This is a genomic window from Rhizobium sp. Rhizsp82 (assembly GCF_047325115.1).
GTDB lineage: Bacteria > Pseudomonadota > Alphaproteobacteria > Rhizobiales > Rhizobiaceae > Rhizobium.
This window is the reverse complement of sequence record NZ_CP168571.1, coordinates 788,051-801,647: the sequence shown is the minus strand read 5'-3', so window position 1 is coordinate 801,647 and position 13,597 is coordinate 788,051. Positions and strand designations below refer to the sequence as shown.

The following is a 13,597-nucleotide window of genomic DNA, read 5'->3' as shown; positions in this document are numbered from 1 at the left end:
TCAGAACTGTCCGACGCCGTGCGCCTTCAGCGCATCGAGAAACGGTTTTGGCCGCAGGTCGGTATCGAGCGGCAGGCCACGGTTGAAGCCGGGCGAGGTTCCGTCGCGCCAGTAGCCATGCTGCTTGTAGGCCTCGACCTCTTCAGGCGGTAGCCCAAGCCAGGAATAGCGATCCGTCAGCCCCCAGGTGGCGACGCCGCGCAGATCCTCGAAATCGCAGACCACATCGAGATAGCGCGCCACTTCGGCCCCGACCATCGCATCACGCTCGGCTGCCGGCCTGACATAGTCGGCTTCGGTGACATCGAGTTCAGTGACGAAGACGAAGAGACCGAGATTGCGGATTTCCTTCAGAAAGCTCGAAATGGCAGCCTGCGACACCGGCCCCTTGCGCAGATCGAGATGCGCCTGCAGCCCGATACCACCGATCGGGGCACCACCCTTCTTCAGCCGCTCGAGCAGCCGCAGGAAGTGATAGCGCCGGTCATGCTCCACGGTCAGATCATATTCGAGCCCATATTCGTTGATCAGCAACTCGGCACCCGGTGATGCCGCCCACGCCGCCTGAAGTGCCATCGCGATGTAATCGGCACCAAAACAGTCCAGAAAGACAGATGGCCTGAGACCGTCGCCCCGGAAGCCGGTATCGACCGGCTCGTTGACGACGTCCCAATAGCGGACACCCGCGTAGCGGCCGACCATCCGGCCGATATGACCCGTGACGGTGCTCCAGTCGCGGGTCTCGCGGAGATGGTCAGGCAGCCAGGGCGGCATGCTGCGGTGCCAGAGCAGCGTATGGCCATAGATTTCCTTGCCGTGATCCCTGGCGAAATTCGCCACCGTATCTGCTGCTTCGAACGAGAACTGCCCTTGCCGCGGCTCGATCTGGTCCCATTTGAACTCGATCTCCGGCGTCAGGCGGCTGCAATATTGCAGGAGAGAATCCCGGTATTGCCCGTCCGCTTCGATGAATTGGGTACGGGCGGCTGACCCGAAAGGGATAGGCCTACTCCTTTGGGATGAGTACGCTGGCTTTAAGGATGAAGCGGCTGCAATTGCGCCCATAGCTCCGGTTGCAATATTCCTTAAGAAGCCCCGCCTCGACAACTCTGGCATTGTATTTCCTCAGGTAACGGCTTCTGCTTTTCACAGAAATAAGGCCTTCAGAAGATTAGAACCGCAATTTCCGGTTATCATATGTAATTGTATTTTCGGAAAAGCTATATTAATGGACCGTTAACAACAAGAAATAGGGGGGGAGCCTCAAGGACATTCTATCAACTGCTTGCTGAAGAGCCTTGTTCTTCGGAGCGCTATTGTATGGAGTCCTAAGGTGATAGAGTTTAATCATGCGACCGGGTCGCTGCGTCCCGCTCTTGAGGGCGCGAATATCCTGATAACCGGCGGCGCCGGTTTCCTCGGATCTCATCTTGCAGATCGGCTCGTTTCCCGTGGCAATCACGTTTATTGCCTCGACAATTTTCACACCGGCCGTGCGTCCAATCTCTCCAGACTCCAATTCAGCAACCGCCTGAGCGTCGTGCAGCATGACGTCACCGACGAACTGCCCGATACGCTGCCGAAATTCGCCGAGATCTACAATCTCGCCTGCCCGGCCTCCCCGGTTCACTATCAGGCCGATCCTGTCTCGACGGCGATGATCAACTGCAAGGGCGCCTGGAACGTGCTGCGCCGCGCCGAACGCGACGGCGCCCGCGTCTTCCACGCCTCCACCTCGGAGATCTACGGCGATCCCGAAATCCACCCGCAGCCGGAACACTACTGGGGCAACGTCAACACCGTCGGGCCGCGCTCCTGCTACGATGAGGGCAAGCGCTTCGCCGAGACGCTGTTTACCGATTTCGGCAAGACCCGCGGCGTCACTGTCCGCATGGTCCGCATCTTCAACACCTACGGGCCGCGCATGCAGCCGGACGATGGCCGCGTCGTCTCGAACTTCGTCATCCAGGCGCTGCTCGGCCAGCCGCTGACCGTCTATGGCGACGGCAGCCAGACGCGCTCCTTCTGCTATGTCGACGACCTGATCCGCGGTTTCGACCTCCTGATGCGCAGCGAACTCGCCGACAGCCCGGTCAATATCGGCAATCCCGGCGAATTCACTATGGAAGAGCTCGCGCATCTCGTCCTCGAGATCACCGGCTCGCGCTCGCCGATCGTCCGCCTGCCGCTGCCGGTCGACGATCCCAAGCGCCGCAAGCCCGATATCAGCAAGGCGAGCGAGCTTCTCGGCTGGCGCCCTGAAGTGAGCCTCCGCGAGGGCCTGCTCAAGACCATCGAATATTTCGACGGCGAACTCAGACGGCAACCCGCCGCTGTCATCAGCGCTGCTGAATAACCATCAGATCATAGGTGAAACATGAAAGTCGTAATTGTTGGCTCCGGCTACGTGGGCCTGGTTTCCGGTGCGTGCTTTTCCGCCCTCGGTCACTCCGTCGTCTGCGTCGATAGCAACGCGCAGAAGATCAACCTCCTGAACTCCGGCGGCGTGCCGATCTTCGAGCCCGGTCTCGACGCGCTGATCAAGACCAATATCGATGAGAGCAGGCTGACCTTCTCGACCGATCTCAAGTCATCGCTCAAAGGCGCCGATTTCGCCTTCATCGCCGTCGGCACGCCGACCCGCCAGGGTGGCAGCGAAGCGGATCTGACGAGCGTCTATGCCGTCGCCTCCGAAATCGCGCTCAGCGCCGAGGACGGTCTCGTCGTCGTCACCAAGTCGACCGTACCGGTCGGCACCGGCGATGCCGTCGAGGCGATCATCCGCACCTCGCGGCCGGATCTCGTGTTCGCCGCCGTGTCCAATCCGGAATTCCTGAAGGAAGGCAGCGCCATCGATGACTTCATGAGCCCGGATCGCGTCGTCGTCGGTTGCGACGTTCCCTGGGCGACCGAAAAGATGAAGGCGCTCTACGAGCCGCTGCGCGCCACGGGTGCTCCGATCCTCTATACCGGCCGCAATGCCGCTGAAGTCATCAAGTATGCAGCAAACGCCTTCCTCGCCATCAAGATCTCCTTCATCAACGAGATCGCCGACTTCTGCGAAGCGGTTTCCGCCGATGTCTCGGAAGTCGCAAACGGGATCGGCCAGGACACCCGCATCGGCCGCGCCTTCCTGAACCCGGGTCCGGGCTATGGCGGCTCCTGCTTCCCGAAGGACTCTCTCGCGCTTCTCGCCACGGCGCAGAGCCATTCCGTCAGCCTGCGCGTCGTCGAGAGCTCGATTGCCGCCAACGATGCCAGAAAGCGTGGCATCGGTCGGCGAGTCATCACGGCGCTCGGCAATCAGGTGCGCGGCAAGACGATCGCCATCCTTGGCCTGACCTTCAAGGCCAATACCGACGACATGCGCGAGGCGCCGTCGCTCAACATCATCGCCGCCCTGCAGAAGATGGGTGCCCGTGTCCGCGCCTACGATCCGGAGGGCATGGAGCAGGCGCGTCACTATCTGCAGAACGTCGATTATGCCGAGAACGCCTATGACTGCGTCGCCGGCGCCGATGGCATCGTTGTCGCGACCGAGTGGAAGGAATTCCAGGGACTCGATTTCGCCCGCCTCAGTTCGCTGGTCAGCCACCCTGTCATCGTCGACCTGCGCAACATCCTCGATAGCCGCAAGGTCGAGGCTGCCGGTTTCGAGCTTCACCGGATCGGCTCGCCGCGCCGCGCCGAGACCGCTTCGATCCAGGTCACCCCGCGCCTCTTGAAGCCCAAGAATACAGGCCGCGTCGAGCGGGAGCATCCGGCGGCCAATGGTTCGGTGCGCCCGGCGCCACAGCCTGCTGCAGTGTAATATCTATATCCAATCAAAGGTTTAGCGTACGATGGATATGATCTTGATTTCAGGCCAGTATGCCCTGCTCACGCTCTTCTTCGTGGTGCAGATCGCCTACAGCCTCAGCCTCGGGCTGAACTTCTTCTTCGCCAGCCTGCCGACGAACATGGTGACGCAGGCAGACATCGATGCGGTGACGGAGGAGGAATGCCCCTTCATCGTGCTCTTCTATCCGGTTCTGCGCGAGCTGGAAGGAACGATGCGGACGACCTTCACCTCGCTCTCGCAGCTTCGCTACCCGAAGCATCGCTACAAGGTCGTGGCGATCCCCAACGAGAACGACTACGAGACGGTCGCTTCGCTCCGCCGTCTCAAGCAGGAATTCTCCTTCCTCGAAATCGTCGAGGTGCCGCCGACCACGCATCCGAGCTGGCAGGCGGTCTGGGACGGCTGGGACTCCACGCGGAAGGCCTATTGGTGGCATGAGGGGCACCGCGCCTACAATCGCGACCTGCCGCCAAAAAAGACGCGCCAGCTGGTCTATGCCTTCTACAACGTCGCCAAGAAGTTCGAGGGCCGCGAGGACTTCCTGGTCAACTATATCGATGCCGACAGCTGCCCACCCGCCGATCACTTCCTGGCCGGTGCTGCCGGCATGAAGAAATACGATGTTCTGCAGGCGCAGAACATCGCCGGCAATCTCAACGAGAGCATGGCGGCGACCTGGCATGCAGCCGACCACATGTCCTGGGACGGGCTCACCTATCCGCATCTGACAGCCAACGGCCGGCAGCCCTATTGGGTGTTGGGCAAGGGTCTGTTCTTCCGCGCCTCGGACCTGATCGAACTCGGCGGCTTCCACCCGTGGATCACCATCGAGGATCCCGAGGTCGGCATGCGGTTCTGGACCAACGGCCGCAAGCTCGGCGTCATCGAAAACCCGTTGATCGAGGAAGTGCCCTCGACGCTGATGCACGGCATTACGCAGCGCAAGCGCTGGGTCTGCGGCTTCTTCCAGAGCCTGACCTCGCCGCTGACGTCGATGGGCATGACCCGCTGGCAGAAGTTCCGCGCCTGGCTCAATTTCCTGCCGTGCCTGTCGATGTCGATCAACACGATCGGCATCCCGATCGGGATATGGGCGATGTGGCAGTATTTCAGCGGACAGGGCAATCTGCCGGCCGCGGCCGCGATCTTCCCGATCCTCAATCTCAGCATGTTCTCGCTGCTTCTGCTGCGTCTCTACATCAGCGTCTGGACGCGCAGCAAACTCGTCGCCGAGAGCGTCTGGACGAGGGTCTGGTACCTCGCGCGCATCAATCCGGTGTCGCTGATGGTCTGGTGGCTGATCTGGCTCATCCCGCTCTACATCGGGCTGCGCATGTACATCAAGGATCAGGGCCTCGTCTGGGAGCGCACGGTCAAGACCAATGCAAATGAAGACCTGATCATGACGCAAATCGCGGCTGAATGACCCGCAATCAACCTCAATGTAAGGAGTAGGGAAAATGACGAAAGGGCATGTACTGGTAACAGGTGGCGCCGGCTTCATCGGATCGCACCTTGTCGATTATCTCCTCGGGCGCGGCTTCGAAGTCACCGTTCTCGATTGCCTGCTGGATCAGGTCCACGGCGATGCCGAAAAGGACGCGCAGGGCTGGCCGGTTTACCTCAACAAGAAGGCCAAGCGCATCAAGGGCAACATCCTCGATGACGGCGTCTTCGAGGCGAGCCTGACGGGCATCACCCACCTCGCCCACCTTGCGGCCTCGGTCGGCGTCGGTCAGAGCATGACCAACATCGTCGAATATACCCGCAACAACACCATGGCGGCCGCCGTCATTCTCGAAGTGCTGTCGCGCATGCCGCTCGACGCCGATGGCAACCATCCGATCAAGCGCATGGTCGTCGCCTCCTCGATGTCGATCTATGGCGAAGGCGAATACGAGATCGAAGGCACCGGTGACAGCACAGCGCCCGAGCTGCGCAGCCATGAGCAGCTGGCCGAACGCAGCTGGGAGCTCTTTACCGGCGATGGCGCCAAGCTCATCCCGATCCCGACGACAGAGAAGAAGCTGCTTCAGCCGGCCTCTATCTATGCCGTCAACAAGCGCGACCACGAGGAGATGTTCCTCTCCGTCGGCCGTGCGCTGAACATCCCGACCTCGGCGCTGCGCCTGTTCAACGCCTACGGCTCGCGCCAGGCGCTCAGCAACCCCTATACCGGCGTCGCTGCGATCTTTATCTCCCGCCTGCTGAACGACCAGCCGCCGATGGTTTTCGAAGACGGCGAGCAGAAGCGCGACTTCGTCCATGTCATGGACGTCGCCAATGCATTTGCAACGATCCTGGAAAGCGACAAGCGCGTCTGGGACGTGTTCAACGTCGGCAGCGGCAAGTCGATCACCGTCAATGACATTGCCCGGACGCTCGCCCGCCTGCTGCAGAAGAATATCGCTCCCGATATCCTCCAGAAGTACCGCGTCGGCGACATCCGTCACTGCTTCGCAGACATCAGCAAGATCCGCGATGTCTTCGGGGTAACGCCGCAGCGCGACTTCGAGGAGGGGATGGCCGAATTGATCGAATGGGTCAAGACAGCCAAGAAGCCGGTAGACAAGACGGCGGTCAGCATGGCCGAACTCAGCAGCAGCAAGCTGATGGTCTGACGCCTGCGGGAGCCGGTCCGCCGGCTCCCCTTTCAGCCGATGCGCGCCTCGGAGAACGCGGTGTTCATCGCGTAATAGAGCTCCTTCGGCCGCATGTCGTTATCGAAGGGCAGACCGCGATTGCTCGACGTCGCGGCACCCTTGACGTCACGGCGCCTGTATTCGTCCGAATTGAGCCAGGAGAGACCGTCCGACAGCCCCCAGGAGGTGATGCCTTTGACCGCGGGGACTTCGAGCACGATGTCCAAATAGCGGCGGACCTCGTCCGACACCTTCCGGTCACGCACCGCCTTGGGCACGCTGAGATCGGCTTCCTGAATATCCAGCTCCGAGACGAAAATCTCCAGCCCCAGATCGGCCGCCGCCTCCAGGAACGGCTTGATCGTGCTGCGCTTCACCCTGCCCTTGGTGAGATCGAGATGCGCCTGAACGCCGAGGCCGTCAAAAGGCAGCCCTGCCCGCTTCAGCCGCTCCAGGAGCCGCAGCACCGCGACGCGGCGCGCGGCATCGACAGGATTGTCGTATTCGAGACTGTATTCATTGATCAGGAATTTGGCCTGCGGCGCATGTTGCCGGGCCTCGGCCAGCGCACGCTCGACATAGTCAGGGCCGAAAGTCTTGTAGAAGATGTTGCGGCGAAGACTGTCGCTTTCGGCAGTGTCGACGACCTCGTTCAGCAGATCCCAACGACCGATCCTGCCGCCGAAATGCGAGAGCACAGCCTGCATGTAAGCCGAGATGATGGACCAGTCGCCCGGGTTGGCGGCCATATGTTCCATCGCCCAGGGCGGTACGCTTTGGCCCCAGAGCAGCGTGTGGCCGTGCACCGCGATGCCGCTTTCGCTTGCCATGCCGATCAGCTCGTCGACCGGCTGGAAATTATAGGCGCCCCGGTTCCATTCGAGCGCTGCCCATTTCAGATCGATCTCCGGCGTCACCGCGCCGCAATTCTGCAGCACCGCGTTGCGTAAAGCCGAACGCTCGCGCAGCTGGTCTATCCTGACTGCGGTGCCGAAGTACCGGCCCTGCGGCGCGAGATGGGCGTTCAAACCGGACATAGCAGGGCTCCATGCCGTGGCTGCCGCACGCGGAAAGGCAGCGGCTGCGGCTACCGCCGCCAGCCCCGTCAGCATCGATCGCCTGCCAAACTGCCGTGTCATCGCAAGATGCTCCACCTGATCGCGGAGCATCTTCGGTTTTTTCCGTTATTTATTCGCTAATTTAGGCGCGCCTTTATTCGCGGTATTCGGCGAAATACTTGCCATCAATACTGCCGAAGCTTGCTGGCCACGCTCTGCAGTGTCTTGAACCCTTCATAGCGAGCCGTATGCGTGGCGGCATGGGCGCCACCGGCGGGAGCAAAAGCCGTATCGACGGCCGTCAGTCCGGTCATTGCCTCGCGGACATCGCTAAACAGCCCTGCCGCGACAGAACCCAGGATCGCCGCGCCCAGCAGCACCGGCTCGTCCGCCTTGGTGGCGATGACGGGCTTGCCGCTGGCATCGGCGAGCAGCTGGCGCACGAAGTCATGCTGGCCCGCTCCGCCGCTGATGACGATGTTTTCGACGCTGACGCCTGTGGCCGCCTGCGTATCGACAATCTGCCTGAGGCCGTAGCCGATGCCGCAGAGGCCGGCGATGTAGAGCGAGACGAGATTGTCGAGATCCCGTTCCATGCCGAGACCGGTGATGACCGCCCGCGCATGCGGATCGGCGAAGGGCGCGCGGTTGCCGAGGAATTCCGGCACGACGTGCAGCCCCTTGGCGAGCGCTACGGCGTCCGATGCGGAAGAAACCTTTCCGGCCGCCTGATCCGCCAGGAAGACGGGGAGCGGCACACCGGCGCTCCTGGCGCATTCCTTCGCTTCGGCCGCGGCCGGGTGGAAGGAGAGAAGCTGGTCGATCGCAGCACCGGCAGCACTCTGGCCACCTTCGTTGAGCCAGAGCCCCGGCACCATGGCGGAATAATACGGCCCCCAGACGCCTGGCACGAAAGCCGGCTCCGAGGTCGATGTCATCGTGCAGGAGGAGGTGCCGAAGACATAGGCGAGATTGGCCTGCGGGCCGCTGCCGATCCCGACGGTGCCGATGCCGCCGGCATGGGCGTCGATCAGGCCGGCGGCGACAGCCGTACCGACAGGCAATCCAAGTTCTTCTGCCGCTGCGGCCGTCAATCCATGGCCGAGCGGCGAACCGGGTTCGACGATCGACTGGCCGATGCGGAGAAAGTTCTCGCCAGCCAGAGCACCGAGGCCGATCTCTTCGAAATAGCCGGCATCCCAGCGCTTCTCATGCGCCAGATAAGTCCATTTGCAGGTGACGGTGCAGGTCGAGCGCGACAGATCGCCGGTCGCCCGCCATGTCAGGAAGTCGGCGAGGTCGAAGAACTGCCAGGCCCTGTCGAAAATTTCGGGCCGGTTTTCCCTCAACCAGAGCAGCTTCGGCGTTTCCATTTCCGGCGAAATCTTGCCGCCGACATAGCGCAGCACGTCATGGCCGAGTGCGTTGATCCGCTCCGCCTGCGGGACGGCGCGGTGGTCCATCCAGACGATGATGTCCCTATCGGGATTTTCGGAGGGCCCGACGGCGAGCGGCTTGCCGCCCTCGCCCAGCACGACGAGCGAACAAGTGGCATCGAAGCCGAGACCGACGACGGAAGCCGGATCGACAGCGGCCAGCGACACGGCTTCGCGCACGGAGGCACAGACCGCCGCCCAGATCTCCGTGCTCGACTGCTCGACCATCGAGCCCGGCTCATGGAATAGCGTGATATCCCGCTTGGCGGAAGCCAGCATCCGGCCGGTGAGGTCGAACAGTCCGGCGCGGGCACTGCCGGTGCCGACATCGACGCCGATGACGTGTTTGGCACCCGCTTGTGGCGTGTGAGATGTGTCGCTCATGGTCTCTCGTTTCGGTCAGGCGGAACAGGGTCGATCGCGGCCCTTGAGCGGGCCTTGCGATGTTCAGAGATCGACGCTGTTCGGCAAAATCACCAGATCGCGGATCGTCACGTTGCGCGGACGCGACAGCATGAAGAGCACGGCGTCGGCCACTTCCTTCGGCTGCATCAGGCTGCCATTGGCAAGCGCCTCGTCGAGCTTGGCCTTCGGCCAGTCGTCGAGCAGAGCCGTCACCACCGGACCCGGCAGAACCGCGCCGACGCGCACGCCATGCGGCGCCACCTGGCGGCGGGTGGAATGAACGAAGGCCTGTACCGCGAATTTCGAGGCCGTGTAGATCGGCTCCCAGACGACGGGCACCATGCCGGCGATCGAGCTCGTAAACAGGATGTCGCCCGACTTCTGCTCGATCATGTGCGGCAGGACCGCATGAACCGAACGGAAGGCAGCGTTGATGTTGAGGTTCAGCATCCGGTCCCAGGCATCAGGGTCGCCTTCTGCCACCTGTCCGCCGATATAGGCGCCGGCATTGGCGTGGAAGATATCGAGCCGTCCGGCAATCTCCAGGATGCGAGGCAGCATGCCGGAAACCTGCTTGCCGTCGAGCAGATCGACGACCAGCGGCAGGGCGTCATCACCGATCTCCTTGCAGAGCGCTTCGAGCTTGTCCTTGGCGCGATCGACGAGCACGACGGTGGCACCTTCTGCATGCAGGGTGCGGGCGCATTCCAGCCCGATACCCGATGCGGCACCCGTGATGGCGGCAACCTTGCCCTTCATCAATCCAGTCATGGCAAATACTCCTTCATAAAATGCGGATCAGGCGCGGCCGTGGCTGACACGCGAGCGGCGGGCAAGCGAGTCGACGATGACGGCGATCGCAAGAACGGCGCCGGTGATCATGTAGCGCAGCGACGAGCTGAGATTGAGAAGCGTCAGGCCGTTGGAAATGGCCTGGATGACGATGATGCCGAGCAGCGCGGAATAGGCACTGCCGCGGCCGCCGAAGAGGCTCGTACCGCCGATGACGGCCGCCGCGATGGCGTTGAGGTTCACGTCGCCGGTGCCGGCCTGCTGGCTGGACGAGGCAAGACGCGACGCAGACAGGATGCCGCCGATCGTTGCCAGTGTCGAGCAGAGCACGAAGGCGCTTAGATAGATCCGGCGGACGTTGATGCCGGCACGGCGCGCCGCCTCACGATTGCCGCCGACGGCAAACATCGACCGGCCCCATTGCGTCCGCGTCAGCGCATAGTTGAGGACGACGGCGATCGCGACGAACAGGCCGAACATCCACGGCACGCCGCGGCCGAGATTGAGATAGTAGGCGGCAAATTCGAGCGCTGCGGTCAGGACCACAGCCTTGACGACCAGTGCGCCAAGCGGCGCCTGCGAAAGGTTGACGGACTGGCGCTGCTGGCGCTTGCGCAGACCGTTGACGATCAAGATCAGACCGGGCAGCAGCGCGAGCAGATGCGAAAGCCAGGCCGGCATCACAAGGATCTGGCCGAAGCGGACGAGCGACGACGCGAAGGGCAGATTGATGCTGCCTGTCGGGCCGAGGATATAGAGCTGCATGCCGAGCAGTGCCAGCAGGCCGGCCAGCGTCGCAACGAAGCTCGGCATTCCCAGCCTGTTATAGAGCATGGCGTAAAGCGAACCGACGACGATGCCGGCGACAACAGCGACGGCGATCGCCAGCGGCAGCGGCCAGCCGGTATTGACCCAGAGGACGCCGAGAATTGCCGAGGAAAGACCGCTCATCGACCCGACCGAGAGGTCGATTTCGCCGAGCATCAGCACGCAGACGATGCCAAGCGAGATGACGCCGACCGTCGCACAGTCGAATAGCAGGTTGACGAGATTGTTCGGGGCAAGGAAGACCGGATTGAGGATCGAGAAGACCGTCGAGATGACGATCAGGCCGACAACGACCGGCAGCATGCCGAGATCGCCCGAACGGACACGATCGAAAAAGGCCTTGATCATGGCGCCGATGCTGTCGTCGTGACGGACGCGCTCGTCACTGCGGTCGAGTGCGGCAGCCGGTGCTGCCGTGGATGGTTTCTGGCTCATGACGGGCTCCCGCTGTTTTCCTGGGCCGTGCTGCTCTTGCGCTCGAGGCGCCGGGATACGGAGTTTTCCGTCGCGCCGGTGATGGAGGCGACGAGTTCCTGGTTGGACGCATCGGGCGTGAAGACGCCGTTGTTACGGCCGAGGCGGAGAACGACGATGCGGTCCGCGACGGCGCGCACGTCTTCCATATTGTGGCTGATGATGATGACGCCGAGACCACGCTCGCGCACCCGCTCGATCAGGTTCAGCACTTCGGCCGTCTGCGCCACGCCGAGTGCGGCGGTCGGCTCGTCGAGCATGATGATCTTCGGGTCGAGCAGCAGCGAGCGGGCAATCGCCACCGTCTGGCGCTGGCCGCCGGAGAGCGAGGCGATCGGCTCACGTACCGAGGGGATGCGGGCGGCGAGTTCGCGAAGCAGCGTCCAGGCGCGCACTTCCATCGCCACCTCGTCGAGGCTCCAGGGCGACAGTTCGTGGCCGAGGAAAAGATTGGCGACGACATCGAGATTTTCGCAGAGCGCCAGATCCTGGAAGACCGTGGCGATGCCGAGCTCGAGCGCCTTGCCGGGACTGTCGAGCGTGACGTTCTGGCCGCAGAATTCGATACTGCCCGACGACGGCTGGTGCACACCGGCGAGAACCTTGACGAGCGTCGACTTGCCGGCGCCGTTGTCGCCGACCAGCGCCACGACCTCGCCCGCCTTGACCTCGAGGTCGATATCGGTCAGCGCCGAAACCGCGCCGAAATTCTTGGAAACATTGCTGAGCCGGAGGATCGTCTGTCCCTTCTCCGGCATACCCTTAACGGTAACCATTGGCTGAAGCCCTTCTTGCCCGGGAAACGTCCGGCCGCGGCGATCGCGGCCGGATACTATAGGCAGATTTAGTTGGTGATGCCGAGCTTCTTGCAGCCGTCGGCATATTCGCCGGTGCAGATCTGATCAGCCGTCTGGATCTTCTTGTCGAAGATTTCAGCCTTGATGTTCTCCTGCGTCACGACGGCAGGAATGAACAGCTCGGACGGCGTCTTGTAGAGCGTCGTCTTGGGTTCCGGCGTTTCACCCTTCAGCATCTGCACGGCCACCTTGGCAGCCGCTGCCGCAACGATTTCGGAAGGCTTCGAGATCGTGTTGTACTGATCGCCTGAAATGATCAGCTGCAGCGCAGCGATCGTTGCGTCATTGCCGGTGATCGGCGGAACCGGCTTGACGCCAGCAGCCTTGAATGCGGCAATCGCGCCACCGCCGGTGCCGTCATTGGCGGCAACGACGCCCTTGATATCGGCGCCGAAGCGGGTGATCTGGCCGGCAGCCCATTCCTGAGCCTTCGGCGGCGCCCATTCCGGCGTGTCATATTCGGCGAGCGTCTTGTAGGCGGATTCCTTCAGGCCGCGATGAATGCCGTCGCGGATGAGGCCGGCAGCGGCATCGGTCGGCGAGCCGTTGATCTGCAGAACGCCTGCGCCATCGGCAACGCCTTGCTTCTTCAGGTGCTCGACCAGCGACTTGGCGATCGCGTAGCCGATACCTTCGTTATCGAAGGAAACATAGAAGTCGGCCGGCTTGTCCGGGATCGGGCGGTCATAGGCGATGACCTTGACGCCCTGTGACTGGGCAATCTCGACGAGACCGGCCGCTGCAGCGGAATCGACCGGGTCAAGGACGATCACCTTGGCGCCCTGGGCGATCACTGAATTGAACTGCTGCTGCTGAAGCGAGGCATCGGCATTGGCGTTTTGATAGACAACGGTGCACTTGGCGCAGAGCTTTTCCATTTCGGCCTTGAAGCCCGGGAAGTCGTGCTGCTCGTAGCGGGTGGATGCCTGGTCAGGCATCAGGAAGGCAACAGTCGATGCTTCCTGGGCAAAGGCAGCGCCGGCAAATCCCATCGCGATGGTCGCCGAGGCCATAAGCAAATTGCGATACTTCATTCTCTCCTCCTTGGTGTGTTCAAAGACAGGCCCAGGCATTGCCGCCGGTCACCACGGCCGTCGCTCCGCCAGCACCGCTGCCGATAGACGGCAAACGACGCGCCCCGCAAAGAACGAGCTCGCAGTGTCTTAGAAAATACCTCCCTGCGCTGGCGGTGAGGCCAGCTTGTAACATCGATTGCGCAAGCTTGCTCAATCGATGAAGCAAGAATTGCCACTTCTTCAGTTTG

The 13,597-nt window shown here is 62.3% G+C and carries 11 protein-coding genes; 4 read left to right on the top strand and 7 right to left on the bottom strand.

Going from position 1 to position 13,597, the window contains the following annotated elements:
* On the bottom strand, positions 1-1,065 hold the full coding sequence (locus ACEN84_RS27930; protein WP_413712467.1) for an endo-1,4-beta-xylanase: 1,065 nt from the start codon (positions 1,063-1,065) through the stop codon (positions 1-3).
* Between the two features lie 268 nt (positions 1,066-1,333).
* Between ACEN84_RS27930 and ACEN84_RS27925 the strand changes: the two genes are divergently transcribed.
* The 4 genes from ACEN84_RS27925 to ACEN84_RS27910 are packed head-to-tail and all read left to right on the top strand — an operon-like array spanning position 1,334 to position 6,462.
* A complete protein-coding gene (locus ACEN84_RS27925; protein ID WP_413712466.1) occupies positions 1,334-2,356 on the top strand; it encodes a UDP-glucuronic acid decarboxylase family protein in 1,023 nt (340 codons plus the stop codon).
* 21 nt (positions 2,357-2,377) lie between these two features.
* On the top strand, positions 2,378-3,811 hold the full coding sequence (locus tag ACEN84_RS27920) for a UDP-glucose dehydrogenase family protein (RefSeq protein ID WP_413712465.1): 1,434 nt from the start codon (positions 2,378-2,380) through the stop codon (positions 3,809-3,811).
* A gap of 31 nt (positions 3,812-3,842) precedes the next feature.
* Positions 3,843-5,267 carry a glycosyltransferase family 2 protein gene (locus tag ACEN84_RS27915; RefSeq protein WP_413712464.1) on the top strand — a complete coding sequence of 475 codons (1,425 nt, stop codon included), beginning with the start codon at positions 3,843-3,845 and terminating at the stop codon, positions 5,265-5,267.
* Between the two features lie 34 nt (positions 5,268-5,301).
* The gene (locus ACEN84_RS27910; RefSeq protein WP_413712463.1) at positions 5,302-6,462 is read left to right on the top strand and encodes an NAD-dependent epimerase/dehydratase family protein; all 1,161 of its coding nucleotides are present in this window, start codon (positions 5,302-5,304) and stop codon (positions 6,460-6,462) included.
* A 32-nt stretch (positions 6,463-6,494) separates the two neighbouring features.
* Here the strand turns inward: ACEN84_RS27910 and ACEN84_RS27905 are convergent, their stop codons facing one another.
* From ACEN84_RS27905 to ACEN84_RS27880, 6 genes are all read right to left on the bottom strand, one after another.
* Positions 6,495-7,520: an endo-1,4-beta-xylanase gene (locus tag ACEN84_RS27905; RefSeq protein WP_413712462.1), complete on the bottom strand. Its 1,026-nt coding sequence runs from the start codon at positions 7,518-7,520 to the stop codon at positions 6,495-6,497.
* A gap of 206 nt (positions 7,521-7,726) precedes the next feature.
* Positions 7,727-9,361: an FGGY-family carbohydrate kinase gene (locus ACEN84_RS27900; protein WP_413712461.1), complete on the bottom strand. Its 1,635-nt coding sequence runs from the start codon at positions 9,359-9,361 to the stop codon at positions 7,727-7,729.
* Between the two features lie 63 nt (positions 9,362-9,424).
* Positions 9,425-10,153: an SDR family oxidoreductase gene (locus ACEN84_RS27895; protein WP_413712460.1), complete on the bottom strand. Its 729-nt coding sequence runs from the start codon at positions 10,151-10,153 to the stop codon at positions 9,425-9,427.
* Positions 10,154-10,180: 27 nt separating this feature from the next.
* A complete protein-coding gene (locus ACEN84_RS27890; protein ID WP_413712459.1) occupies positions 10,181-11,437 on the bottom strand; it encodes a sugar ABC transporter permease in 1,257 nt (418 codons plus the stop codon).
* Positions 11,434-12,252 (bottom strand): ATP-binding cassette domain-containing protein, encoded by an 819-nt coding sequence (locus tag ACEN84_RS27885; protein ID WP_413712458.1) that lies wholly within the window; start codon positions 12,250-12,252, stop codon positions 11,434-11,436. The genes ACEN84_RS27890 and ACEN84_RS27885 overlap by 4 nt, the downstream gene beginning before the upstream one ends.
* Positions 12,253-12,320: 68 nt before the next feature.
* The gene (locus tag ACEN84_RS27880) at positions 12,321-13,367 is read right to left on the bottom strand and encodes a sugar ABC transporter substrate-binding protein (RefSeq protein WP_413712457.1); all 1,047 of its coding nucleotides are present in this window, start codon (positions 13,365-13,367) and stop codon (positions 12,321-12,323) included.
* Positions 13,368-13,597: the final 230 nt, after the last annotated feature.

Excerpts from the sequence above, each read along its gene's own strand:
- ACEN84_RS27930 (WP_413712467.1), bottom strand. The coding sequence starts at position 1,065 with ATGGGCGCAATTGCAGCCGCTTCATCCTTAAAGCCAGCGTACTCATCC.
- ACEN84_RS27920 (WP_413712465.1), top strand. The coding sequence starts at position 2,378 with ATGAAAGTCGTAATTGTTGGCTCCGGCTACGTGGGCCTGGTTTCCGGT.
- ACEN84_RS27915 (WP_413712464.1), top strand. The coding sequence starts at position 3,843 with ATGGATATGATCTTGATTTCAGGCCAGTATGCCCTGCTCACGCTCTTC.
- ACEN84_RS27910 (WP_413712463.1), top strand. The coding sequence starts at position 5,302 with ATGACGAAAGGGCATGTACTGGTAACAGGTGGCGCCGGCTTCATCGGA.
- ACEN84_RS27905 (WP_413712462.1), bottom strand. The coding sequence starts at position 7,520 with ATGTCCGGTTTGAACGCCCATCTCGCGCCGCAGGGCCGGTACTTCGGC.
- ACEN84_RS27900 (WP_413712461.1), bottom strand. The coding sequence starts at position 9,361 with ATGAGCGACACATCTCACACGCCACAAGCGGGTGCCAAACACGTCATC.
- ACEN84_RS27895 (WP_413712460.1), bottom strand. The coding sequence starts at position 10,153 with ATGACTGGATTGATGAAGGGCAAGGTTGCCGCCATCACGGGTGCCGCA.
- ACEN84_RS27890 (WP_413712459.1), bottom strand. The coding sequence starts at position 11,437 with ATGAGCCAGAAACCATCCACGGCAGCACCGGCTGCCGCACTCGACCGC.
- ACEN84_RS27885 (WP_413712458.1), bottom strand. The coding sequence starts at position 12,252 with ATGGTTACCGTTAAGGGTATGCCGGAGAAGGGACAGACGATCCTCCGG.
- ACEN84_RS27880 (WP_413712457.1), bottom strand. The coding sequence starts at position 13,367 with ATGAAGTATCGCAATTTGCTTATGGCCTCGGCGACCATCGCGATGGGA.